Source organism: Aeromonas sp. FL131 (assembly GCF_049860615.1).
GTDB lineage: Bacteria > Pseudomonadota > Gammaproteobacteria > Enterobacterales > Aeromonadaceae > Aeromonas > Aeromonas hydrophila.
This window is the reverse complement of sequence record NZ_CP187595.1, coordinates 2,045,030-2,070,000: the sequence shown is the minus strand read 5'-3', so window position 1 is coordinate 2,070,000 and position 24,971 is coordinate 2,045,030. Positions and strand designations below refer to the sequence as shown.

The following is a 24,971-nucleotide window of genomic DNA, read 5'->3' as shown; positions in this document are numbered from 1 at the left end:
ACCCTATGAATGAGATCGTGAAAGGCAGTATCGATTTGATCCGTCAGCTCAACTATGGCCTGGTCTACGCCAGCCTGGAGGAGCACAAGGAGCTGTCCCGTACCGATCTCTCCCGCTTGACCGGCCTCTCGCCTGCCAGCATCACCAAGATCACCCGCGAACTGCTCGACGGCGGCCTGGTGGTCACCTGTGGCGAGAGCTCGGTGGGGCGCGGTCGCCGCCAGACCCTGCTGCGCATCAACGAGCGCCGCTTCCAGTTTCTCTCCATGCGCCTTGGCCGCGGCTATGTGGACATGGCGCTGTTCGATCTGGCCGGTCGCTCGCTCGCCCGCCATCGCCATGTTTTCAGCGAAGGGGAGCGCGCCGACCTGCTGGCCAGTCTGGTGCGGGCCATCGAGGGCTTCTTGCCCAAGAAGGCGCTGCGCCTCGCCTGCATCGCCCTCTGCTTGCCGGGGCAGGTGGAGCGCCACTCCGGCATGGTCAAACACTTCCCCTTCTACGATCTGCGCAACTGGCCGCTCGGTCCCACCCTGCAGGAGGCCTTCGCGGTGCCCGTGCTGGTGAGTGGCGACGTGCGCACCTGGATCCAGGCAGAGCGCGAGTGGGGGGCCGCCAAGAATTGCGCCGATGCGGTGCTGGTGTTCGTGCACAACGACATCGGGGTCGGCATGGTGGTCAATGGCCAGCTTATCGAGAGCGAAAATGCGCTGCTTGGCGATCTCAGCCATTTGCAGCTCGAACCCTATGGCCAGCGCTGCTACTGCGGCGGCTTTGGCTGCGCCTGCACGCTAGTGACCAATCAGGCGCTGGAGGCGCAATACCGGGATCTGCGCGAGCGGATGCAGGAGTACGATCTGCCCGAGAGTGTCACCATTCGCGAGCTGTGCGAGCTGGCGCTGGCGGGCAACAGCCTTTGTCAGGACATCCTCCATCAGGCGGCGGGGCGCCTGTCGCGGGTGCTCTCCAACCTCATCTGCCTGCTCAATCCGGGCAAGCTGCTGCTTGGGGGTGAAATCACCCGTGCCGATCGGCTGCTCTTCCCCATGTTGCATCAGTCGCTGGCGAGCCAGTTGCCGGCCGAATACCTGGTGCGGCTGCAGATAGAATCCACCCACTTTTACGAAGATCCCACCAAGCCCACCTCGGTGCAGGTGCACAAGGCCCTGCGCGACGGCAGCCTGCTGCTCGACTTGTTGCGAGGCGACAAGGAGGCATGAAGCTGGGGTTGCAAGGACGCATCCTCCTCATGCTCTGTCTGGTCAGTCTGCTGCAGCTGGTGCTGCTGAGCGGGGCCAGTTACTACTATGTGTCCGAGCAGCGCTACCGCGAGGTGGGGGATCAAGCCCTCGACGTGGCACGGCTGGTGGCCCGCGAGCCTGGCGTGCTGGCCGGGGTGAAGCGGGCCGACACCGCCCGCCTCAATGTGCTGGTGGAGCGGATCCGTGCCGAGGTCGGCGCCAGCTACATCGTCATCGGCGATAAAGATGCGCGCCGGCTGGTGCACCCCAATGCGGATCGCATCGGCCAGCCCATGATGGGGGATGATCCGAAGCGGGCGCTGCAGGGGGAGGCCTATATCTCCCGCGCGCAAGGGTCCCTCGGGGTCTCGGTGCGCGGCAAGAGCCCCATCCGCGATGAGCTCGGCCAGATCATCGGGGTGGTCTCGGTCGGTTATCTGGTGCGGGATATCGAGGCGGACCTGCAGGGTTTTCTGCGCTTTGGCCTCGCCATGACCCTGCTCATCGTGCTGCTCAACAGCCTGGCCGCCGCCTGGCTGGCCCGCCGTTACAAACGCGCCATCCTTGGCTTCGAGCCCGAGCAGATCGGCCGCCTCTATGCCGAACTCGACTGCACCCTGCGCACCGTGCGCGAGGGGATCCTCACCATCGACGAGCAGGGCCGGCTCACCTCCCTCAATCCCAATGGCATCCGCCTGCTGCGCCTCGACGAACAGACGGCCCGGGCCGCCATCGGCCAGCCCGTCACCCGGCTGCTGCCGGAGAGTCGCATGCTCTCCCTCATTCAGGATCCGCGCCCGCAGTTTGACGAGGAGATAGTGCTCAACGGCCAGTCCCTCATCGTCAACCGGCTGCCGCTGGTGCGCGATGGCAAGCTGATCGGTGCAGTGTCGAGCTTTCGGCGCAAGGACGAGCTGGCCGAACTGAGTGCCCAGCTCTCCCAGGTGCAGGCCTACAGCGATCTGTTGCGGGTGCAGACCCACGAACACCACAACCAGCTCGGCACCATCGCCGGGCTCATCGAGCTCGGGGCCACCCGCGAGGCGCTTGCCTTCATCGGGCGGGAGGCGGCCACCGAGCAGAGCCTGCTCAGCTTCCTGCTGAGTGCCATCGCCAAGCCCAAGGTGGCCGGCCTGCTGCTCGGCAAATACCACAGGGCGCACGAGCTGGGGCTGGTGCTGGAGGTGGACCCGGATTCCCGCCTGCACGACATTCCCCTTCGCGTCAGCGGCTCCCAGTTGGTGACGGTACTGGGGAATCTCATCGACAATGCCTTCGAGGCGACCCGTCGCCACGGTGCCCCCTACCAGCCGGTGCGGGTGGCGTTGAGCGATCTTGGCCAGGATCTGATCCTGGAGGTGGAAGACGGGGCGGGGGGGATCGATCCCGCGCTGGCGGATCGCCTGTTCGAGCGGGGCGTCAGCAGCAAGGTGGAGCCGGATCACGGCATCGGCCTCGCGCTGGTGCGCAAGACCCTGGATGCCCTGCAGGGGCAGATCACCATCGAAGCCACGGCGCAGGGGAGTTGCGTCGTCTGTTACATTCCCAAGGAGGTGTGAGTGATCAAGATCCTGATCGTCGAGGATGACCCGGCCATTGCCGAGATCCACCGCCGCTTCGTGCAGCGGCTGGCGGGATTCGAGGTGCTGGGGGTGGCGCTCACCCTGTTCGATGCCAGAGAGCAGATAGAGATCCTCAAGCCCGATCTGGTGCTGCTGGACGTCTGGTTGCCCGATGGCGAGGGCTTTGCCCTGTTGCGGGAGCTACGCCAGGCGGGGGCTTCCCTCGACGTGATACTGCTCACCGCGGCGCGGGAGGCCGGCGCCCTGCAGGAGGCGATGCGGCTCGGGGTGGTGGATTTCATCCTCAAGCCCGTGGTGTTCGAGCGGCTGCGAGACACCCTCGACAAATATTGCCAGAACCGCGCCGCCCTGGCGGCGCTGGCCGATATCGATCAGCAGGCGGTGGACGCCCTGCTGGGGACGCCGTTGCAGCAGGTGGCGGCGGGCGGCCTGCCCAAGGGGATCGACGGGCTCACCCTGCAGCGGGTGCTGGCGGCGCTGGGATCGCAGGGAGCCAGCGCCGAGGAGATTGGCGGCCGGGTCGGGGTGAGCCGCACCACGGCGCGCCGCTATCTGGAGTTTCTGGTGGGCCAGCAGCTGGCGAGCCCGGAGCTGGAGTACGGCACCGTGGGCCGGCCGGAGCGGCGTTATCGCCAGCCCTGAATGGAATAATCTCCATCTCGTCTTGCCAATAAAAAGAGCGCCTGTCGGCGCTCTTTTGCTGTGTGGGATCCGCCAACTCAGCTCGGCTCGGATTGCAGTGTGGCGGCCGGTGCGCGGCGCGCCTGCCACCACTGCCACACCGGCAACAGCAGCATCACCAGGGTGATCAGGGTAAAGGTGAGGGTGATGGGGCGCTCCCACAGGAAGCTCAGGGAGCCGTCGTTGATCACCAGCGCCCGGCGCAGGTTGTCCTCCAGCATGCCCCCCAGAATGAAGCCGAGCAGCATGGGCGCCATGGGGAAGTCCAGCAGACGCAGGCCGATGGCGATCAGCGCCACCAGCGCCATCACATAGATGTCCATGGTGTTGAAGGAGACCAGATAGACCCCGATCAGCGAAAACAGCAGCACCATGGGGATGAGCACGGGGCGCGGCACCTGCAGGATCTTGGCCAGATAGGGGATGAGCGGCAGGTTGAGGATCAAGAGCACCACGTTGCCCAGATACATGGAGATGATCACCGACCAGAACACGTCCGGATGCTCCATGAACAGGCGCGGGCCCGGCTGGATGCCGTAGGCGATGAGGGCCCCCAGCATCAGTGCCGTGGTGCCCGAGCCCGGGATCCCCAGGGTCAGCAGCGGCACGAAGGCCCCGCTGGAGGCGGCGTTGTTGGCCGCCTCCGGCGCGGCGATGCCGGTCAGGCTGCCCTTGCCGAACTCCTCCTGCCTGCGCTTGCTGGCGAAGTTGCGCTCGGCACCATAGGCCATGAAGGAGGCGATGGTGGCACCGGCCCCCGGCAGCACGCCGATGAGGAAACCCATCACCGAGGAGCGGGCGATGGGGGGCGCTATCTCTTTGACCTCGTCCCTGCTCAGCTTGAGGGAGCCGAGCTGCTGGATCTTGCGCGCCTCCTCCTTGCTGGTGTCCTTGCCCGGGCGCAGCACCGTCATCAGGATCTCCGCCAGGGCGAAGGTGGCCATGGCCAGCAGCAGGAAGGAGAAGCCGTCGCGCAAGTCCGGCAGGCCGAAGGTGAACCTGTCCACCCCGACGCTGCGGTCGATGCCGACGGTGGAGAGCATGATGCCGAACAGCGCCATGATCAGCGCCTTGAGCACCTGCCCCTTGCCGGCAAAGGCCGCCACCGCCGAGAGCCCCAGCACCATCAAGGCGAAGTAGTCCGCCGACTGGAACGAGAGGGAGACCTTGGCCAGCAGCGGCGCTGCCACCATCAGGAAGATGGCCGACAGGGTGCCGCCGGTGAAGGAGGCGTAGGCGGCGATGGCCAGCGCCTTGCCCGCCTGCCCCTTGCAGGCCAGCGGATAGCCGTCGATGGCGGTGATCATGCTGGCGGAGCAGCCCGGGGTGTTGATCAGGATGGAGGAGGTGGAGCCGCCGAACATGGAGCCGTAATAGACCCCGGCCATCAAAATGATGCCGGAGGCGGGATCCAGCCCGTAGGTGATGGGGATCATCAGGGCGATGGCGGTGACGGGCCCGAGGCCCGGCAGCATGCCGATGAAGGTGCCGACGAAACAGCCGACGATCACCATGAAGATGTTGATGGGCATCATGGCGGTGCCCAGTCCTTGCAAAATGCCGTCTAACATGGGTTCTCCTTATCCCAGCAACTGGGTGAACAGCCGGCCCGGCTCGAGGTAGACGTTGAGCCCCTTGGTGAGCAGGGCCCAGAAGATGAGGGTGAACGGCAGGCTCACCTTGCAGGCGAAGGCGAGGCTCTGCCCGCCCATCAGCCGGATCCCGCCGATGAGAAACAGGGAGGTGGCGACCAGAAAGCCGAGCCAGCCAAGGGCCAGGCCGTAGGCCAGCATCAGCAGCAGCAGGGCAAACACCAGCCGCCAGTTGCCGGTTTCGCGCTGCAGTCGCTCGCCGCCCGGAAAGCAGATCAGCAGCAGGGAGAGCAGGGCGCCGGCACCGGCCAGGGCATAGGGCAGGGTGCTGGCGGTGAAGGGTTCATATTCGTCCCCGGGGTAGCCGGGGATCTGGGTGGCGTGATAGCCGTAGGCGAGGGAGAGCAGCAAAAACAGCAGCCCCCCGAGTCGCTCCTTGGTCAGGTGCATGGGATGACTCCGATGGGCGGGCCAGGCCCGCCGACAGTGGGATTACTTGATGAAGCCGAGTTCGCGCATCAGGCCGCCGATCTGCTGCTCCTGCTGGATCAGAAAGGCGGTGAACTCGGGGCCGGCCTGATAGAGGTTGGTCCAGTTGTTGCGGGCACGGACCGTTTCCCACTCCGGTTTGTCATACATCTGCTTGAGCAGGGCGGCGAATTCGGCCGACTTGTCGGCGCTGACGGCGGGGGAGGCGAAATAGCCGCGCCAGTTGGCAAAGACAGTGGGGTTGCCCTGCTCGCTGAAGGTGGGCACCTCGCTCGCATCCGGCATCCGCGTCGGGGCCGTCATGCCGAGGATCCGCATCTGGCCCGACTTGACCGCCTCCATTGCCTCGCCAAAGCCGGTGGAGAGCACCTGGGTTTCTCCTGCCAGCACCGCCGCCATGGCGCTGCCGCCGGCGTCATAGGCCACGTAGCGCAGCTTGCCGGCATCGGCCCCGGCATTCTTGAAGGTCATGGCCGCCACCAGATGATCCAGGCTGCCACGGGCGGAGCCGCCGGCAATCTTCACCTTGGCGGGGTTCTCCTGATAGGCGGCCAGCAGCTGGGGCCAGCTCTGATAAGGGGAGTCCAGCGGCACGGCCAGCGCCTGGTAGTCGGCGATGATGGCGGCCACCGGGGTGAGATCCCGGAACGATTGCGGCAACTCCTTGGAGAGGGATTTGACGATGATGGGGGTGGAGTTGACCATCAGGGTCTTGTCGGACTGGGCCGAGGTTTCGATCAGGTGAGCGATGGCCTTGGCGCCGCCACCGGCCGAGATGTTCTGGTAGGAGGCGGTGGTGATGAGGCCGGATTTGGTCAGCGCCTCGCCGGTGCCACGGGCGGTGTTGTCCCAGCCACCGCCGGCGCCGCCCGGAATGAGGAAGTGGATTTCGTCGATCTTGGCCTGGGCGCCGAGGCTGGTGCCCAGCAGGCAGCAGAGCAACGTGTGTTTGAGGGTTCCTTGCAACATGGTGTACTCCTTGTGATTGTTGCGGGAAGGTTAATTAATCGTGTTTGGTCGGCAAACAATCTGGCCGTAATGGCTATTAAGGCTGTTGTGGTCATTGTGTTCATTCTGGTCACGACGGGGTGAGGCAGGGTCATGACGGGGCTGAAGGTCGTCAGAATGGTACTGCGGTGACGGCTGAAAAGGCGCGCGGCTCCCCATCTGACGGGAGCCTCGCGGATGAAGGGCTGGCTTATCCCTGTGATGCGGGGGCGGCGGAGACCTGGTCGCCGCCGGTGCCCTGCTGCTTGATGGCCTCGGTCGCCTGCTGCCTGCGCTGCAACTGCTCCATCACCAGCTTGTAGGCGATGTAGTACTTGTAGATGTTGCCGACGTAGGTGACGGTTTCGGGCCCAATCTTCTCCGCCGCCACGTACTCGACGTTGTGAAACCAGACGTTGGGATCCAGCCCCCGCTTCTTGGCCTCGGTGCGCAGCCGTGCCACCCGGGCGGGGCCGGCGTTGTAGGAGGCGAACGAGAAGAGTGCCTTGTCGAGGGCTGTCATGGGCTCGTCTGAATAGTAGTGGTCGATCATCCAGCGCATGTATTTGACGCCGCCGTGGATGTTGGGCTCGAGCTGGCGGATGTCGCCCACTTTGAGCCCCTTGCCGGTGGCGGGCATGATCTGCATGATGCCGATGGCGCCGACGTGGCTGCGCGCCTTGTGATTGAGGGCCGACTCCTGATAGCCCTGGGCCGCCATCAGCAGCCAGTCCACCTCGTATTTCTCGCCATATTCGCGAAACAGATCCACCACCTGCAGAAACTTCTGGCGCTCGGCATCGGCGGCGGCGCTCTTGACGAACTTGTTCTGCTTGAGATAGCGGGCCAGGATGGCGTCGCTGCTGTGTTTGCCGCGCAGGGCGGCTATCTGTTCATTGAGCATGGCCAGCAGCTGTGGGCTCTCCTTGCGCACCGCCCAGGCGATGACCCCCCCTTGCCGGAACACTGGCTGCTCATGGATGCGGATGGCGGGGAAGATCTTCTGCCAGAACCGGGCCTTGTGTTCGTCCATGACGATGAAGGGCAGCAGGCCGGCATTGACCATCTCCACCAGATCTTCATCCTCCAGCGCCTCCGGGGCCGGCTGGATGTCGACAAGCGGCTCTCCCGCCGCCTTGCGGGCCTGGTTGTAGGCCGTGAGGCTCTCGAAGTAGCTGGAGGAGGGGCGCACATAGACCCGTTGGCCGGCCAGATCGGTGGCGCTCTCCACCTTGGGGGAGGCCGGCCCCGAGATGAGCAGCTCCCGCACGTTCTGCAGCAGAGGGTCGGTAAAGAGCACCCCCTGCAGTTTGCGCCGCTCGGTGATGGTGAGGTTGGCGGCGGCGATGTCGCCCTTGCCCGCGATGAGGGCTTCCAGCAGGGCCTCGCGCGCTACCGGGATGAAGACCAGGTGCAGCTTGAGATGGCGCTTGAGGCTCTTTTGCTTGCGCAGCTGCTCGTTGAGCCGCTTCTCCACCTCGATGAAGGCGTCGTAGGTGACGCCCCGCTGCACCCCCTTGTAGATGAAATAGCCAGTCTTGTTGTAGGTGGTGAGCACCCGGATGGTGCGCCGTGCCAGCATGGCATCGAGATCGCCAAGCAGGGGCTGGGCCAGCTGGTCGCTGCTGAAGGCCAGGGCGGCCGGCTCGGAGTCGGCCGCCTCTGCGGGGGAGGTTTGCACTGCGGTGGCGGCCTGCAGTGGGCCGCACAGCAGCCAGCCAAGAAGGATCCATAACCGTATCATGACGATGCCCTCGTGTGTTTCATTGAGTGTAAGCGGCATGGGGCGGGCGCTTTAGCTCATTGGGTTTGGTCGGTGAGGGGCACATAGCACGATAGGCCCTATCCGGCGGGGGCGAACGAATGGGTGTTTGGGAGCCATAAACGAAAAGGGGAGCCATAGCGGCTCCCCTTGAGTTGGTGTACTTGGTGCTAGACCGTCGGCGCTAGAACCAGAAGCCGATGATGAAGGATCCCGCCAGGGTCAGCATGACGTTGGCCACCGCATAGGTGCCGGCATAGCCGAGCGCCGGGATGGAGCTGTTGGCCGCTTCGTTCACCACGTCCATGGCCGGGGCGCAGGTGCGGGCCCCCGTGATGGCGCCGAGCAGCAGGGCCGGGTTCATCTTCAGCACCCAGACTCCGAACAGGTAGCCCACCAGCACCGGCAGGGTGGTCACCAGCATGCCGGAGAAGAGCACCACGGCACCGACCTGGCTCAGGTGATCCAGAATACCGCCGCCGGCTTTGAGGCCGGTGCTCACCATGAATACCGCCAGACCGAGATCCTTGGCCAGACGCAGGGCGCCCGGCGGCACGTAACCGACCGTGGGGTGGTTGGCGCGCAGGTAGCCCATCAGGATCCCCGCCAGCAGCAGGCCGACGGCGTTGCCCAGCCCAAATTCGAGCTGGCCAAATACCAGGGAGACGGAGCCTATCAGCAGCCCCAGCACGAAGAAGGTGGTGAAGGCCACCAGATCCGTGGTCTGGCTGTGGATGCTTATGAAGCCAATTTTGTTGGCCAGCAGCTTGACCCGCTGCTTCTCGCCGCTGATCTGCAGTACGTCGCCCTTTTGCAGCATGATGTTGCGATCGAACGGCATCTCGATCTGGGAGCGCACCACCCGGTTGAGGAAGCAGCCCTTCTCGGTGAGGTTGAGTTCCACCAGATGGCGACCCACAACTGCATCGTTTTTCACCACTATCTCTTCGGTGACGATCTGCAGGTCAAGCAGGTTGCGGTCGAACACCTCCTTGCCGTTGCGGTAGTTGACGTCGAGCTTCTCGTGGCTCTCGGGGTAACCCACCAGGGCGATCTCGTCCCCCTCCTGAATGACGGCATCGCCATCCGGGCTCGCCAGAATGCCGTTGCGGCGGATCCGCTCCACGTAGCAGCCGGTGTGGGGGTAGATGCCGGTCTCGCGCAGGGTGCGGCCACCGATCCAGGCCGCCAGCTCCGGGCCGACCCGGTAGGCGCGGATGATGGGCAGGTAGGTCTTGCGGCTCTCGTTGTCGGAGAGGCCGCGCTCGCGGGCGATCTTCTGCGCCTCGGTGTTGAGGTCGAGCCGTGCCAGCGAAGGCAGGTAACGCACCACCAGCATCAGGCCGACCAGGCCCACCAGATAGGTCAGTGCATAGCCGATGCCCATGTTGTCGAGCACCGACTGCATATCGGTCTGATGGGGCAGGTTGAGCAGGCCGCTGCGCAGGGCATCCTGCGCGCCCACCAGCGCCGGGGTCGAGGTAAGCGAGCCGGCCAATATGCCGGCCGCCATGCCCGGCCCCAGGTTGAAGAACTTGGCCAGCCCCACGGTGAGGAAGAGGGCGGTCAGCAGGATCACCAGGGTGAGGGTGATGTAGTGGATGCCGTCACGCAGGAAGACGCTGAAGAAGTGCGGCCCCGCCTCTATCCCCACGCAGAAGATGAACAGCATGAAGCCGACGTTCTCCGTGGTGGCGGTGAATTCGAAGCCCATCTGGCCGAACAGCAGGGCGGTAAAGAGCACGCCGATGGTGTTGCCGATCTGGAAGTTGCCGAACCTGACTTTACCGAGCAGCAGGCCGAAGGCCAGTACCACGAACAGCAGCAGGGAGTCGCTTTGATGTAGCAGTGTCACAAAATCTATGGTCATGCCCGGAAAAACCGAGGAAAAAAGTGGGGCCGATATTGTGCCGGATCCCTCACCAATAAAGAAGCGTCAAAGGAGGATTAATCGGCACTAACCCGCCACGCGACCCGCCTGTGTGAGGGAAACTGCGGGGCGGGTCTGGTGATGACCTCTATTTCCCTCTGCCAGCCCCGCTGTCAATTAGTGATTCCTGCTATCTGTGATCCTCGTCTTTTCGCTCTGCTTGAAAATTTATTCTCTGCTGTTTGGCTGGGCGGTTTTCTGGTTTTTCAGCACATCTGACTGAAGGGGATGGCATGAGTCCGGGAGCCGATCGGTGGGGGTCGAGAGGGAGTGACCCACGTTGTGCGGGATGGCGAAAAGATATCTGCAAAAGGCATCTGTCGGCGGCGATGGCAACCCATTCAGGGGGGTGACCAAAAACAGCAGAAAATCAGGTCGGCAGGGAAAAACATCGCCCGTTGCTGGCAATGGCCTGCCAGCCTAGGCCGTCATTGGCTTTGCTCTACTTACCCACAGAATCTGTGGATAACCCTGTTCATGAAACTTGGTGATCAGGCTGTATCCCGCGCCAATACTGGGCTGCAAGGACTGTTCAAAAAATACCTGAGATAAATTGTTTCTATAAAAATCAAATAGTTAGACGCAGCAGAACAAAACGCTGCCGGGGCGGATGCGGAATCAAAAGGGAGGCGTCACCGCGGGATGCGGCTTGTGCATTAAAATTGGCAGAGGAAAGCACTAAAGTGGATAACTTGCACCGAGATGGTGAGGAGATTGGCTCCCCCGACTGGACTTGAACCAGTGACATACGGATTAACAGTCCGCCGTTCTACCGACTGAACTACGGGGGAACATCAGGCAAGGAGGAGCATCATACAGAGGTCGTATTTCGAGGTCAATAGCCGCTTCTTCCGGCAGAGTGGATACCCAGTCCACCCCATCTCGGAGTACACTTCTGCTCTTGCGTTTTTTTGCCGGGAGTCGTCATGAGCAAGTTATTCCAGCTGGCCAGCCAGTTTCAACCCGCCGGGGATCAGCCAAGGGCCATTGCCCAGCTGCTCGATGGCATCGAATCCGGCCTTGCCCATCAGACCCTGCTCGGGGTAACCGGCTCGGGCAAGACCTTCACCATGGCCAACGTCATCGCCACCCTCAATCGCCCCACCATGATCCTGGCTCCCAACAAGACCCTGGCGGCCCAGCTCTATGGCGAGATGAAGGAGTTCTTCCCCGACAACTCGGTGGAGTATTTCGTCTCCTACTACGACTACTACCAGCCGGAAGCCTATGTGCCGACCACCGACACCTTCATCGAGAAGGATGCCTCCATCAACGATCACATCGAGCAGATGCGGCTATCGGCCACCAAGGCACTGCTGGAGCGCCGCGACGTGGTGATCGTCGCCTCGGTGTCGGCCATCTACGGTCTGGGAGACCCGCAAGCCTACCTCAGCATGATGCTGCACCTGAAAGTGGGGGACCTGATCAATCAGCGGGATATCCTGCGCCGTCTCGCCGAGCTGCAGTACACCCGCAACGACATGGCCTTCCAGCGCGGCACCTTCCGGGTGCGGGGAGAGGTGATCGACATCTACCCCGCCGAATCGGACAAGCTGGCCCTGCGGGTGGAGCTGTTTGATGAGGAGGTGGAGCGCCTCTCTCTGTTCGATCCGCTGACCGGCGCCATCGAACAGACGGTGGTGCGCTACACCATCTATCCCAAGACTCACTACGCTACCCCGCGCGAGACCATCCTGGGGGCCATCGAGCACATCAAGGAGGAGCTCAAGAGCCGCCGTGAACAGCTGTTGTCGCTGGGCAAGCTGGTGGAGGAGCAGCGCATCAGCCAGCGTACCCAGTTCGACATCGAGATGATGCAGGAGCTCGGCTACTGCTCCGGCATCGAAAACTACAGCCGTTACCTCTCCGGTCGCGCGCCCGGCGAGCCGCCGCCCACCCTGTTTGACTATCTGCCGGGGGATGGCCTGCTCATCATCGACGAATCCCACGTCACGGTGCCGCAGATCGGCGCCATGTTCAAAGGGGACAGATCCCGCAAGGAGACCCTGGTGGAGTACGGCTTCCGGCTCCCCTCGGCGCTCGACAACCGGCCGCTCAAGTTCGACGAGTTTGAAGCGCTGATGCCGCAGACGGTGTTTGTTTCGGCCACCCCTGGCCCCTACGAGCTGGAGAAGTCGGGCGGCGATGTGGTGCAGCAGGTGGTACGCCCCACCGGCCTGCTCGACCCCGAGATCGAGGTGCGTCCGGTCACCACCCAGGTGGACGACCTGCTCTCCGAGATCCGCAAACGGGTGGCGGTGGAGGAGCGGGTGCTGGTCACCACCCTCACCAAGCGGATGGCAGAGGATCTGACCGAATACCTGGCGGATCACGAGGTGCGGGTGCGTTATCTGCACTCCGACATCGACACCGTCGAGCGGGTGGAGATCATTCGCGATCTGCGCCTCGGCAAGTTCGACGTGCTGGTGGGGATCAACCTGCTGCGGGAGGGGCTCGATATGCCGGAGGTCTCGCTGGTGGCCATCCTGGATGCAGATAAAGAGGGTTTCCTGCGCTCCACCCGCTCCCTCATCCAGACCATCGGCCGGGCGGCGCGCAACCTCAACGGCAAGGTCATTCTCTACGGGGATACCATCACCAACTCCATGCAGGTGGCGATCGAAGAGACCGAGCGGCGCCGTGCCCTGCAGCATGCCCATAACCTCGAACATGGCATCACCCCGACGGGGCTCAACAAGTCGGTGGGCGATGTGATGGACATGGGAGGCAGTCGTAGTGCAGGCAAGAGCGGGCGGGGCAGCCGCAAGGCCGCCGAGCCGCAAGGGGAGTACCATGCCCGTTCCGCCAGCGAGATCAGCAAGGAGATCAAGCGGATGGAAGAGCAGATGTTCCAGCATGCACGGGATCTGGAGTTCGAGCAGGCGGCAGCGCTGCGGGACCAGATCCAGCGGCTGCGCAACGAGTTGATCGAGAGTTGAGTGCCTTGCCGGGTGCCCGACGCTGGCTGATCTGGCGGCGTTTGCGCCGCCTCTATCGGGGTTTTCGTCACCCCGATACCCCCTGGTGGGCCAGGGGGCTGGTGATCCTGGTCCTGCTCTACGGCATCAGCCCGCTGGATCTCATCCCCGATGTGGTGCCGTTCGTTGGCTGGCTCGACGATGCGACCCTGTTGCTGCTCTTGTTGTGGGGTTGGGAGTTATGCCTGCCCGGTACCGTGAGGGCGGCGCTCGCCGAGCGGGAGTAGGCCGCCTTGGCCGTGCCCGCTGCATCGCCATCGATTTGACGAAAAGTGTCATGCCGGTTGTGTTTGGGCGTGATAAGAAAGAGCATGGTGGGGGAGATTGTGGCGCTCAATGCATTGGCGTAGACTCCACGCCGTTCACTTTATGGGTATGAGAAAATGGATCTGATCCTGTTTGCGATTGATTTTATCCTGCACGTCGACGTGCACTTGAAAGAGCTGTTTGAAAACTATGGGATCTGGGTTTACGCCATCCTGTTTCTGATCATCTTCTGCGAGACCGGACTGGTGGTAACCCCCTTCCTGCCGGGTGACTCCCTGCTGTTTGCCGCCGGTGCGCTCACCGTGGGCAGCGTGCTGGATGTGCATACCCTGGCCGCCGTGCTGATCATCGCCGCGGTACTCGGCAACGTGGTGAACTACACCATAGGTCACTTCTTCGGCGAGCAGCTGTTCCGCAATCCTGACTCCAAGATCTTCCGGCGGGATTACCTGGACAAGACTCATGCCTTCTACGCCAAGCATGGCGGCAAGACCATCATCATCACCCGCTTCCTGCCCATCGTGCGTACCTTTGCGCCCTTCGTGGCGGGCATGGGTGCCATGACCTATCCGCGCTTCCTGGCGTTCAATCTGGTGGGCGGTCTGTTGTGGGTCCTTTCATTCGTCTATGCCGGCCACTTCTTCGGCAATCTGCCGGTGGTGCGTCAGAACTTTACCCTGCTCATCTTCGGCATCATCGGCATTTCGCTGCTGCCCATGGTGATCGGCATGGTGAAGGCCAGAATGAACGCCAGCAAGGCGGCTTCCTGAGCACCCTGCTGCCTGGCTGATGAAGCCGAATGACATAATAAAGAAGGGAGCCACTGGCTCCCTTCTTTATTTGTACTGCTATCGGGCTTAGCTGCAGCAGCGACCCTTGACCAGATTGCCGATGGCCACCACAACGAACACCAGCAGGTAGGCGGCGAAGATGGCCACCAGCCACTGAGGCATGGAGAAGCTCAGGAACTGCCAGGTGACCTCGCTGCAATCGCCATCCGGGTAGAACATCCAGGGGATCCACTGATCCAGCGGCGCCCAGCTCGGGAAGTCGACAAAGCCTTCGCAGACGTTGAAGGGGGAGGGATTGACCTGATAATCCACATGCTTGAGCGCCAGTTTCAGGCCCCAGAAGGCACTGGATCCCCACAGCAGCAGAGCGCTCCAGCGCACGTACCATTTCTGCGGTGCCACCATGCCGAGCAGCCCTGCGGTGAGGACTCCCAGCGTGGCGATCCGCTCATAGACGCACATGACGCAGGGATGCAGGCCCAGCACATGCTGGAAGAAGAGGGCGCTCAACTCGAGGAACAGGGCAGAGGCTGCAAGCAGACTCCAGGCCAGGCGATGGGCGGCAATACGGCGCAGAAACTCTATCATCTGGTTGATCTCACAGAAAAAACAGTGGCTGAATTAGAGCAGAGCAGGGGCCAAAAGGAAAGGGCCCGCATGGGCCCTTATGGTATCAATGCAGGGCGGGCAGCGCCGCCGGCGTGACGTTGTCGAGCACCAGCCAGCCAGCCTGATAGAACCAGTCGGTGAGCGGCCCGAGCAGCATCTCCACCGAGAAGAAACCCACCAGTCCCAGCACCAGGGTATAGGGCAGCGCCATCCACACCATGCGCCCGTAGGAGAGGCGCAGCAGCGGTGCCAGCGCCGAGGTCAACATGAACAGGAAGGCGGCCTGGCCGTTGGGAGTAGCCACCGACGGCAGGTTGGTCCCGGTGTTGATGGCCACGGCCAGCAGCTCAAACTGTTCGCGGCTGATGGCGTTGTTGAGCAGCGCCGTCTTCACCTCGTTGATGTAGACGGTACCGACGAAGACGTTGTCACTGACCATGGAGAGCACGCCGTTGGCCAGATAGAAGAGTGCGAGCTGGGCGTCCGGCTCGGCGGCCAGCACCCACTGGATCACCGGCTTGAACAGCTGTTGGTCGATGATGACGGCGACCACGCTGAAGAAGACGGCCAGCAGGGCGGTAAAGGGCAGCGCCTCCTGGAATGCCTTGCCGAGGGAGTGCTCCTCGGTGATGCCGGTGAGCGAGGTAGCCAGCACGATGACCGACAGCCCGATGAGGCCCACTGCCGCCAGGTGCATGGCCAGCCCCAGGATCAGCCAGAGGGCGATCGCTGCTTGCACGATGAGCTTGGCCTTGTCCTGGGCGGTACGTCCGGCCTCTTCATAGCGGTTGTAATCCTCCATGATGCGGCGTACTGCGTCCGGCAGTTTTGCGCCGTAGCCGAACCAGCGGCACTTTTCGACCAGAACACAGGTGAGCAGGCCGCAGATGAACACCGGCACCGTTACCGGAGACATGCGAATGGCAAACTCGCCGAAGTTCCAGCCCGCCTGTTCACCGATGATCAGGTTCTGCGGTTCTCCTACCAGGGTGCAGACACCGCCGAGGGCGGTACCGATGGCGGCATGCATCATCAGGCTGCGCAGGAAGGCGCGAAAGTCGTCCAGATGTTGGCGATTGAGTTCGTTGACGGCGTCATCATCGGTGTGATCGTGTGGGTTGCCGAACTCCTTGCCGGAGGAGACCTTGTGATAGATGGCGTAGAAACCGGTGGCGACGCTGATCACCACGGCGATCACGGTGAGGGCATCGAGGAAGGCTGACAAGAAGGCGGAGACCAGACAAAATGCCAAAGAAAGCAGGGTCTTGGAGTGGATCCGGATCAGCAGCTTGGTAAACACATAGAGCAGCAGCTGCTTCATGAAATAGATGCCGGCCACCATGAAGACTAGCAGCAGCAGTACCTCGATATTGGCCACCAGCTCATGTTTGACCTGCTCGGCCGAGGTCATGCCGATCAGCACCGCCTCGATGGCCAGCAGACCGCCGGGTTGCAGCGGATAGCACTTGAGCGCCATGGCCAGAGTGAAGATGAACTCGACGACCAGCAGCCAGCCGGCGATGAAGGGATCGAGGTAAAAGGCGATCGGGTTGATCAGCAGGAATAGAAGAATAGCGGCCTTGTACCACTGGGGCGCATTGCCCAGAAAGTTCCTGGCAAAGGCTTGCCCTAAGCTGATTGGCATAATAGTGGGTCTCTGTGTTGTGGTTGGTATCTGCGTCTATGCAGTCAAGACAGGCTCGACCAGAACATCCGGATGTTGTCCCTTATCAGATTGATTCCTCATGATTTTAATCAAAAAGAGCATTAACTATAAATAACATAGTCGGCCTTGCCCACGAGATTGGCCGTTTTATCGCCAATCGATGGGGTTGGCTGACACCCATCGCAGCAATCAATACATATTTTTAACAAAATAGCCTGCTTATGTGAGCAGAGGACCGACCTTCTGCTTGCCAGCCCTCCCTGCTTTGCTATTATTCGTGAGCCTTTTTACGTACTACAACAGAGTCACTACATGGTCATAAAAGCGCAGAGCCCTGCAGGGTTTGCCGAGGAATATATCATCGAGTCCATCTGGAACAATCGCTTTCCTCCAGGATCCATCTTGCCGGCCGAGCGTGAGCTGTCCGAGCTGATTGGTGTGACTCGAACCACCTTGCGTGAAGTGCTGCAGCGTCTGGCCCGTGATGGCTGGCTCACCATTCAGCATGGCAAACCGACCAAGGTGAACAACTTCTGGGAAACCTCTGGACTCAACATTCTGGAGACCCTGGCCAGGCTGGATCAGGACAAGGTGCCGGATCTGGTGGCCCAGCTGCTGTCGGCGCGCACCAACATCTGCACCATCTTCATTCGTGGCGCGATCCGCAACAATCCGGAGCAAGCCGCCGAGATCCTGCGCGGTGCCGATGCGGTAGAAAATTCCCCGGAAGCCTATGCCGAGTTTGATTATCGCCTGCATCACCAGCTCTCCTTTGCCTCTGGCAATCCGATTTATGCCCTGATCCTCAACGGCTTCAAGGGGTTGTATAGCCGGGTTGGTCGTTACTACTTCTCCGACAAACAGGCCCGTGAAGCAGCCGATGCCTACTACAAGACCTTGCTGAATCTGGCCGAGACCAAGAATCACGAGGCCGTGTTCATGACGGTACGTCAGTACGGCATCGAGTCAGGCAAGTTGTGGACCCGTCTGCGTCAGGACATGCCGAGCAATCTGTGCGACAACTGATGGTATTCTGATGCAAGAAAAACGCGCCGAATGGCGCGTTTTTTTATGGTGGATGAGCTGCTTGCTCAAGTCGGTTTTTTCTCCGGGCAACGCCCGATGATATCGGCTGGCAGTTCACCATTGTCCTGCTCCAGCACCACATCGAACCCCCACAACTGATGCAGATGCTTGAGCACCTCTTGACGGGAGTCACCCAGCGGGATCCGGTTGTGCGGCACGTAGCGCAGCGTCAGCGAGCGATCGCCCTTCACTGCCACATTGAACACCTGGATGTTGGGCTCCAGGTTGCTCAGGTTGTATTGAGCTGACAAGGTATTACGCACCTGGCGGTAGCCCTCGTCATTGTGGATGGCGGAGACCTTGAGGTAGTTCTTCAGATCGTCGTCATCGATGGCAAACAGCTTCATGTCGCGCATCACCTTGGGGCTGAGGAACTGGCTGATGAAGCTCTCATCCTTGAAGTTCTGCATGGCGAAATGCAGGGTATCGACCCAGTTGCTGCCGGCATAATCGGGGAACCAGTATCTGTCCTCCTCGGTCGGGTTCTCGCAGATACGGCGCAGGTCGGTAAACATGGCAAAGCCGAGGGCGTAGGGGTTGATCCCCGAGTAGTAGCGACTGTTGTAGGGGGGCTGGTAGACCACGTTGGTGTGGCTGTGCAGCACCTCAATCATGAAGCGATCGCTGATCTTGCCCTCGTCATACAGGTGGTTGAGGATGGTGTAGTGCCAGAAGGTGGCCCACCCTTCGTTCATCACCTGGGTCTGCTTTTGCGGATAGAAGTACTGGCTGATCTTGCGCACGATGCGCACTATCTCGCGCTGCCAGGGTTCCAGTAGAGGGGCATTCTTCTCGATGAAATAGAGAATATTCTCCTGTGGTTCAGCCGGGTAGCGTCTGTCTTCCACCCCGGAGGCCTTGTGCTGCTTGGGCAGGGTGCGCCACAGCTCGTTGACCTGGGTTTGCAGATAGTCTTCCCGTGCCTTCTGGCGTCGCTTCTCTTCGGCCAGCGAGATCTTCTGGGGCCGTTTGTAGCGATCCACCCCAAAGTTCATCAAGGCATGGCAGGAGTCGAGCAGCTTTTCCACCGCATCGATGCCGTGTTTCTCTTCACACTCGGTGATGTAATTCTTGGCGAACAGCAGATAGTCGATGATGGAGGAGGCATCGGTCCAGGTCTTGAACAGGTAGTTGTTCTTGAAGAAGGAGTTGTGGCCGTAGCAGGCGTGGGCCATCACCAGTGCCTGCATAGGCATGGTGTTCTCCTCCATCAGATAGGCGATGCAGGGATCCGAGTTGATGACGATCTCGTAGGCCAGTCCCATCTGGCCACGTTTGTAGTTGCGCTCGGTGTGAATGAAGCGCTTGCCGAATGACCAGTGCTGATAACCGATGGGCATGCCGACGCTGGAGTAGGCATCCATCATCTGCTCTGCCGTGATCACCTCGATCTGGTTGGGGTAGGTATCCAGTCGATAGAACTTGGCGACCCGGGCTATCTCCTGATGGTAAATGTCCAGCAGATCGAAGTTCCAGTCAGGGCCATCGTCCAGCGGTGCGACTTTTCTTGCGGTTTCTACCATATGACCTCCCTCACGCCGCTTGCTTCTTGAACAGCTCCCGGAATACCGGATAGATATCCTCTACCTTGCGAATGTGTTCCATCGCGAAGTGGGGGAACTCGCTGGCGACCGATTCATATTCGTGCCACAGCGTCTGATGGGCACGGGTGGTGATCTCGATATAGGAGTAGTACCGCACTCGCGGCATGATGTCCCGCGCCAGGATCTCCCGGCACTGTGGCGAGTCGTCGGCCCAGTTGTCGCCATCCGAGGCTTGCGCCGCATAGATGTTCCACTGATGGGCAGGATAACGTTCGTTGATGATGTCGTTCATCATCTTGAGGGCGCTGGAGACGATGGTGCCGCCGGTTTCCTGGGAGTAGAAGAACTCATGCTCGTCCACCTCCTTGGCCTGGGTATGGTGGCGAATATAGACCACTTCGACGTTTTTGTAGGTCCGGCTCAGGAACAGATAGAGCAGGATGTAGAAGCGCTTGGCCATCTCCTTGGTGGCCTGATCCATGGAGCCTGACACGTCCATCAGGCAGAACATCACCGCCTGGCTGGAGGGGACGGGCCGCTTGACGAAGTTGTTGAATTTGAGATCGAAGGTGTCGATGAAAGGGACCGCGTCGATCCGTTTTTTCAGCTCCCTGATCTCCTTCTCGAGCTGGGCTATTTCGGCAAAATGTTCGTTGGGATCTGCTGCCAGCAGGGCCAGCCTATCTTCCAGCTCATGCAGCTGGCGTTTCTTGCCGGCCTGCAGCGCCATCCGACGGGCCAGCGAATTTTGCAGCGAACGCACAACGTTGATGTTGGCGGGCACCCCGTTGGAGGTGTAGCCCGCCCGGTAGGTTTTGACCTCCATCAGCTGGTTGAGCTGGGTTTTCTGCAGCCGCGGCAGCTCAAGATCTTCAAACAGCAGGTCGAGATACTCATCCTTGGAGATCTGGAAGACGAAGTCGTCCGCTCCTTCTCCCTGGTTGGAAGCCTGCCCTTCGCCAGAGCCTTGACCGCCACCTCCTCCCTTGGGGCGGTCAATCTTGTCGCCGGAGACGAACTGGTCATTGCCGGGATGCACCATCTCCCGTTTACCGCCTTGCCCCTGATGGAAATGGGGCTCGCCGATATCCTTGGTCGGGATGCTGATGCTCTCGCCGGTGTCTACGTCCTGAATGCTGCGCTTGGAGACAGCATCAGAGACCGCTTGTTTGATCTGCTTCTTGTAGCGGCGGATGAAGCGCTGCCGATTGACAGCGCTTTTGTTTTTGCCGTTGAGCCTGCGGTCGATAAAATGCGCCATAACTCCCCCTTGAACAGTCAGGGTCAGGATGACTTGCGTACCCTGAGATACCATTCGGAGAGCAGTCGCACCTGTTTGCGGGTGTAGCCTTTCTCCATCATCCGTTCGACAAAGTTATCGTGCTTCTTCTGCTCCTCGGCTGAGGTTTTGCTGTTGAAGGAGATAACTGGCAGCAGCTCTTCCGTGTTGGAGAACATCTTCTTCTCGATCACGGTGCGCAGCTTCTCGTAACTGGTCCAGTTGGGGTTACGGCCTGCATTGTTGGCCCGGGCACGCAGCACGAAGTTGACGATTTCGTTGCGGAAATCTTTCGGGTTGCTGATCCCGGCGGGTTTCTCAATCTTCTCCAGCTCGCTGTTGAGCGATGCGCGGTCAAACAGCTGGCCGGTCTCGGGGTCACGGTACTCCTGATCCTGGATCCAGAAATCAGCGTAAGTGACGTAGCGGTCGAAGATGTTCTGACCGTACTCGGAGTAGGACTCGAGGTAGGCGGTCTGGATCTCTTTGCCGATGAACTCAACATAACGTGGAGTCAGATAGCCCTTGATGAACTCAAGGTAGCGATCATGCAGCTCTTGCGGGAACTGCTCGCGCTCGATCTGTTGCTCCAGCACATAGAAGAGGTGCACCGGGTTGGCTGCCACTTCCGCGTGGTCGAAGTTGAAGACGCGGGAGAGGATCTTGAACGCGAAGCGGGTCGACAGGCCATTCATCCCTTCATCAACGCCGGCGTAGTCGCGATACTCCTGATAGCTCTTCGCCTTGGGATCCGTGTCTTTGAGGCTCTCGCCATCATAAACCCGCATCTTGGAGTAGAGGCTGGAGTTTTCCGGCTCCTTGAGGCGTGACAGCACGGAGAACTGGCCCAGCAGTTCAAGAGTACCTGGGGCGCACTTGGCATCGGTCAGCTCGCTGTTGACCAGCAGCTTCTCGTAGATCTTCACCTCTTCGGAGACGCGCAGGCAGTAAGGCACCTTGACGATGTAGACCCGGTCGAGGAAAGCCTCGTTGTTCTTGTTGTTGCGGAACTGCTGCCACTCGGATTCGTTGGAGTGGGCCAGCAGGATGCCGTCGAAGGGCAGGGCGGAGAGCCCCTCGGTCCCGTTGTAGTTGCCCTCCTGGGTGGCAGTCAGCAGCGGGTGCAGCACTTTGATGGGCGCCTTGAACATCTCGACGAACTCCATGATCCCCTGGTTGGCCTTGCACAGCGCGCCCGAGTAGGAGTAAGCGTCGGCATCATCCTGGGCAAAGTGTTCCAGCATGCGGATATCCACCTTGCCGACCAGCGAGGAGATGTCCTGGTTGTTGTCATCGCCCGGTTCGGTCTTTGCGATGGCGATCTGGTCGAGGATGGAGGGATTGACCTTCTCCACCTTGAATTTGGTGATGTCGCCACCAAACTCGTGCAGTCGTTTGGCAACCCAGGGGGACATGATGGGGCGCAGATAACGGCGCGGGATGCCGTACTCCTTCTCCAGAATTTCGCCATCTTCTTCGATGTCGAACAGGCAGAAGGGGTGGTCGTTGACCGGTGAACCCTTGATGCGATAGACAGGCACTTTTTGCATCAGGGATTTGAGCTTCTCTGCCAGCGAGGATTTACCACCGCCAACCGGCCCCAGCAGATAGAGGATCTGCTTCTTCTCTTCCAGGCCCTGAGCCGAGTGCTTGAGATAGGAGACAATCTGTTCGATGGCCTCTTCCATGCCGTAGAAATCTTTGAAGGCGGGATAGCGTGCCACGACGCGGTTGGAGAAAAGGCGACTGAGTCTGGGGTTGACCGAGGTGTCGATCATTTCCGGTTCGCCGATGGCGACCAGCAAACGCTCGGCGGCGGAGGCGTAGCAGGATTTGTCCTGCTTACACATATCCAGAAATTCCTGGATGGTGTATTCCTCTTCCCTGGCTTTCTCATATCGCTGTTGATAATGCTCGAAGATGCCCATAACTTTGCCCTCGTTATAGTCGCTTACCCTGAAAAGAGTGGATCACTACTTTTGTTCTGTTTACCTCATTAAGCCTAGTCAACAGCCCCCAGTAATCCATCACCAACTATTGGTTTAAATTTGCAAGGGTACTTCCCGACCCAATGCGGGAAGGCGCAATCAGTGACACACCTATGTTACTGACTGTTAAATTATTTTTGCCACGATAGTGAGGTAAATGTCAAAGACATAAAAAATAAATGTTTGTCGGAAAATGGAAATGACATCGCGTTTATTTGGGAGACTGGCTGCAGCACAGACGGGGCAAGGGGCAGGGCGTAGATAAGATGAATTGGTATTACGTTTACGTGCACGGAAAGTGTTTTGTTTGGTGTTTTAGCTCTAATTTTTACATTGACGCTACATTGCGACTGCTCTAGATTGGCCCTGTGTCAGGCAGTCAGCGCTTTAGCAAGAGAGTGGCTGGTTGCTGATACAAAGCTCTGTTTAAGCACGTTTCCGTTGGCTTGACCCTCGCAGATGCGAGGGTCTTATTTTTTTGGGCTCCAACCGATGTTTAGGCCGCTTATTCCTGTTGGCGAGCGGCATAAATGTTGGATACGGCCGTCTGCACATCGGCAAAGGGGTGGGACGCCAGTTGGCCGAATCCAGCCAGGCTTCTGGCCTTGAGCCGGGTGGTGAGCGGGGTGGTGATGCCGCACAGGAAACGCGTCAGGATGCGGGGATCCCGACTGTGACACAGGGCTACCAGCGGATCGCACCAGGCTCTGAGCCCCTGTTCATTGGGGAGTGTCCGGCTGGGTAAGGAGGGAAGTTGTGCCACCTCTCCCCGACAGACCGAGCAGTGCCCGCAATGGGTGGGCGCGGCCTGATCGGCAAAGTAGCGGGCCAGCTCATGGCTCAGGCAACTGCTGGAGGTAAAGAAACCCAGCAATGCCTGCAGACGCGCCAGCTCGCTATGTTCTTTCTTTTCAAACAGTCCGTGCAGCTGAGCGGCCAGCGGTGCTATGTCCAGATCTTGTTGCAGCACCCGATAAACCTCGGTCATCTGCTTGCTCTCCAGCTCGATCCAGCCTTGCTGCTGCAGGTAATCCAGCGCGGCAGCGGCCCGCGACCGCTCCCCCTGATAACCCTGCCAGAGCGCCTCGAAGTCCATGGTGCACCAGCTGCGCGCTTGCGGGGCACTGGCGAACACTTGCTCCAGAAACTGGCGTCGCGCCGGATTGAAACGGGCCAGGATGTCGGCCTTGTCCAGCACGAACTTGAAGCGGTACTCGGCAAAATAGCTGTAGGCCGGCGCTATGATGCCCGCCATCTCCAGGTAGACCAACAGGGTCTTGAGCGGCAGTTGGCGGATATTGGTGTCGTTGGAGAGGCGCAGCAAGCCAAATTCCCACTCACTGCCGCTTTGCTGCAGGATCTCGAGCAAGGTGACGATGGCCGCTCTGTCCGGGGTGTCGCCATAGACGAAGTTTTCCAGCACCGGCAACTGGCTGCGATTGGCCAGTACCATGCAGCGGGAAGGCAGACCATCCCGGCCGGCGCGGCCTATCTCCTGACTGTAGTTTTCGATGGATTTGGGCAGATCGTAATGGATCACCCGGCGAATATCGGCCTTGTCGATCCCCATGCCGAAGGCGATGGTCGCCACGATGCAGTCCAGCTTGCCGGTCATGAAGTCGTGCTGGATCTGGCTGCGCAGGGTGGCATCGAGCCCGGCGTGATAGGCGCGCGATCTGATCCCGGCTTGTTGCAAGCGGGCGGCGCACTGCTCTGCGGTGTGCTGCAGGGTGACATAGATGATGGTCGGCGCGGCGGGGTCACGAACCAGCTCGGCATGCAGCCAGCCATCGCGAGCCTCGTCAGGCAGCGGTATCACGGCCAAGTCCAGGTTGGCGCGATAAAAGCCGGTGACGATGAGCCCCTCATCCTCGATCGCGAATTTGGCCTGCATGTCGGCCATGACCGCCGGGGTGGCGGTGGCCGTCAGCAGCAACACCTGCGGGATCTGCAATTCACGGCGGTAATCCGGCAGCTTGAGATAGTCGGGGCGAAAGTTGTGGCCCCACTCCGAAATGCAGTGGGCCTCATCCACCACCAACATCGACAGCGGTACCTGCTGGATGAAACGGCGAAAGCGTTCGTTCTTGAGCCGCTCCACCGAGATCATCAGGATCTTGAGCTGGCCATCGCTGGCCTGCTGCATAACCCGGCGGCTCTCCTCCGGGGTCAGGCTCGAGTCGAGGGTGGCGGCGGCGATCCCCTTGCTGCGAAGGAAGGCGAGCTGATCATGCATCAGCGCGATCAGCGGCGAGATCACCAGGGTCAGATGGGGCAGGGCAAGCGCCGGCAACTGATAACAGAGGGACTTGCCGGAGCCGGTGGGGAAGATGGCTGCGGCACTCTGGCCGGCCAGTAGTCGGCCGATCACCGCCTCCTGTCCCGGTCTTAACCGATCGAAGCCGAAGTGACGGGTCAACAGGGATGAGATCATGGCAGGGCTCCAGCGCAAAAATCGTCATGATACCACCGCCGGGGAGTGTCCGGATGGCCACGCGAGG

The 24,971-nt window shown here is 60.8% G+C and carries 18 protein-coding genes and 1 tRNA gene; 7 read left to right on the top strand and 12 right to left on the bottom strand.

Annotated features, from left to right (window positions below):
* The first annotated feature begins 5 nt into the window (after window positions 1-5).
* The 3 genes from ACPW75_RS09665 to ACPW75_RS09655 are packed head-to-tail and all read left to right on the top strand — an operon-like array spanning window position 6 to window position 3,463.
* A complete protein-coding gene (locus ACPW75_RS09665) occupies window positions 6-1,217 on the top strand; it encodes an ROK family transcriptional regulator (RefSeq protein WP_179101444.1) in 1,212 nt (403 codons plus the stop codon).
* Complete coding sequence (locus tag ACPW75_RS09660; RefSeq protein ID WP_077096609.1) at window positions 1,214-2,797, top strand: ATP-binding protein; 1,584 nt, start codon at window positions 1,214-1,216, stop codon at window positions 2,795-2,797. The genes ACPW75_RS09665 and ACPW75_RS09660 overlap by 4 nt, the downstream gene beginning before the upstream one ends.
* Window positions 2,798-3,463 (top strand): response regulator, encoded by a 666-nt coding sequence (locus tag ACPW75_RS09655; RefSeq protein WP_011706286.1) that lies wholly within the window; start codon window positions 2,798-2,800, stop codon window positions 3,461-3,463.
* A gap of 77 nt (window positions 3,464-3,540) precedes the next feature.
* Here ACPW75_RS09655 and ACPW75_RS09650 read toward each other — a convergent pair whose 3' ends face one another.
* From ACPW75_RS09650 to ACPW75_RS09625, 6 genes are all read right to left on the bottom strand, one after another.
* Entirely contained in the window at window positions 3,541-5,073 is a 1,533-nt protein-coding gene (locus tag ACPW75_RS09650) for a tripartite tricarboxylate transporter permease (protein WP_016350557.1), read from the bottom strand.
* A gap of 9 nt (window positions 5,074-5,082) precedes the next feature.
* Entirely contained in the window at window positions 5,083-5,544 is a 462-nt protein-coding gene (locus ACPW75_RS09645) for a tripartite tricarboxylate transporter TctB family protein (protein WP_077096610.1), read from the bottom strand.
* Window positions 5,545-5,586: 42 nt separating this feature from the next.
* Complete coding sequence (locus ACPW75_RS09640; protein ID WP_077096611.1) at window positions 5,587-6,552, bottom strand: tripartite tricarboxylate transporter substrate binding protein; 966 nt, start codon at window positions 6,550-6,552, stop codon at window positions 5,587-5,589.
* 229 nt (window positions 6,553-6,781) lie between these two features.
* Window positions 6,782-8,314, bottom strand: coding sequence for a lytic transglycosylase F (locus ACPW75_RS09635; RefSeq protein WP_252410687.1), 1,533 nt, complete (start codon window positions 8,312-8,314; stop codon window positions 6,782-6,784).
* Between the two features lie 202 nt (window positions 8,315-8,516).
* Window positions 8,517-10,202 carry an aspartate:alanine antiporter gene (locus ACPW75_RS09630; protein ID WP_011706282.1) on the bottom strand — a complete coding sequence of 562 codons (1,686 nt, stop codon included), beginning with the start codon at window positions 10,200-10,202 and terminating at the stop codon, window positions 8,517-8,519.
* Between the two features lie 775 nt (window positions 10,203-10,977).
* Window positions 10,978-11,053: transfer RNA gene (locus ACPW75_RS09625), tRNA-Asn, on the bottom strand.
* Window positions 11,054-11,188: 135 nt separating this feature from the next.
* Between ACPW75_RS09625 and uvrB the strand changes: the two genes are divergently transcribed.
* The 3 genes from uvrB (at window position 11,189) to ACPW75_RS09610 (ending at window position 14,277) form a co-directional block, all read left to right on the top strand.
* Window positions 11,189-13,201 (top strand): excinuclease ABC subunit UvrB, encoded by a 2,013-nt coding sequence (gene uvrB / locus ACPW75_RS09620; protein ID WP_011706281.1) that lies wholly within the window; start codon window positions 11,189-11,191, stop codon window positions 13,199-13,201.
* The gene (locus ACPW75_RS09615; protein ID WP_077096614.1) at window positions 13,198-13,467 is read left to right on the top strand and encodes a YkvA family protein; all 270 of its coding nucleotides are present in this window, start codon (window positions 13,198-13,200) and stop codon (window positions 13,465-13,467) included. Before uvrB ends, ACPW75_RS09615 begins: the two co-directional genes overlap by 4 nt.
* Before the next feature lie 156 nt (window positions 13,468-13,623).
* Entirely contained in the window at window positions 13,624-14,277 is a 654-nt protein-coding gene (locus ACPW75_RS09610; protein ID WP_011706279.1) for a DedA family protein, read from the top strand.
* An 87-nt stretch (window positions 14,278-14,364) separates the two neighbouring features.
* On the opposite strand, the gene dsbB is transcribed toward ACPW75_RS09610, so the two are convergent.
* Entirely contained in the window at window positions 14,365-14,886 is a 522-nt protein-coding gene (gene dsbB / locus ACPW75_RS09605) for a disulfide bond formation protein DsbB (RefSeq protein WP_016350563.1), read from the bottom strand.
* Window positions 14,887-14,971: 85 nt separating this feature from the next.
* Window positions 14,972-16,552 (bottom strand): sodium/proton antiporter NhaB, encoded by a 1,581-nt coding sequence (gene nhaB, locus ACPW75_RS09600; RefSeq protein ID WP_077096615.1) that lies wholly within the window; start codon window positions 16,550-16,552, stop codon window positions 14,972-14,974.
* A gap of 333 nt (window positions 16,553-16,885) precedes the next feature.
* On the opposite strand from nhaB, the gene fadR reads away from it, so the two are divergent.
* Window positions 16,886-17,599, top strand: a complete 714-nt coding sequence (gene fadR / locus ACPW75_RS09595; protein ID WP_016350565.1) for a fatty acid metabolism transcriptional regulator FadR — start codon at window positions 16,886-16,888, stop codon at window positions 17,597-17,599.
* A gap of 65 nt (window positions 17,600-17,664) precedes the next feature.
* Here fadR and ACPW75_RS09590 read toward each other — a convergent pair whose 3' ends face one another.
* From ACPW75_RS09590 to ACPW75_RS09575, 4 genes are all read right to left on the bottom strand, one after another.
* A complete protein-coding gene (locus ACPW75_RS09590) occupies window positions 17,665-19,182 on the bottom strand; it encodes a SpoVR family protein (RefSeq protein ID WP_077096616.1) in 1,518 nt (505 codons plus the stop codon).
* Window positions 19,183-19,192: 10 nt separating this feature from the next.
* Window positions 19,193-20,464 carry a YeaH/YhbH family protein gene (locus ACPW75_RS09585; protein ID WP_043163825.1) on the bottom strand — a complete coding sequence of 424 codons (1,272 nt, stop codon included), beginning with the start codon at window positions 20,462-20,464 and terminating at the stop codon, window positions 19,193-19,195.
* A 23-nt stretch (window positions 20,465-20,487) separates the two neighbouring features.
* Window positions 20,488-22,410 (bottom strand): PrkA family serine protein kinase, encoded by a 1,923-nt coding sequence (locus tag ACPW75_RS09580; RefSeq protein ID WP_011706273.1) that lies wholly within the window; start codon window positions 22,408-22,410, stop codon window positions 20,488-20,490.
* 565 nt (window positions 22,411-22,975) lie between these two features.
* Window positions 22,976-24,904, bottom strand: a complete 1,929-nt coding sequence (locus tag ACPW75_RS09575; RefSeq protein ID WP_077096617.1) for a RecQ family ATP-dependent DNA helicase — start codon at window positions 24,902-24,904, stop codon at window positions 22,976-22,978.
* Window positions 24,905-24,971: the final 67 nt, after the last annotated feature.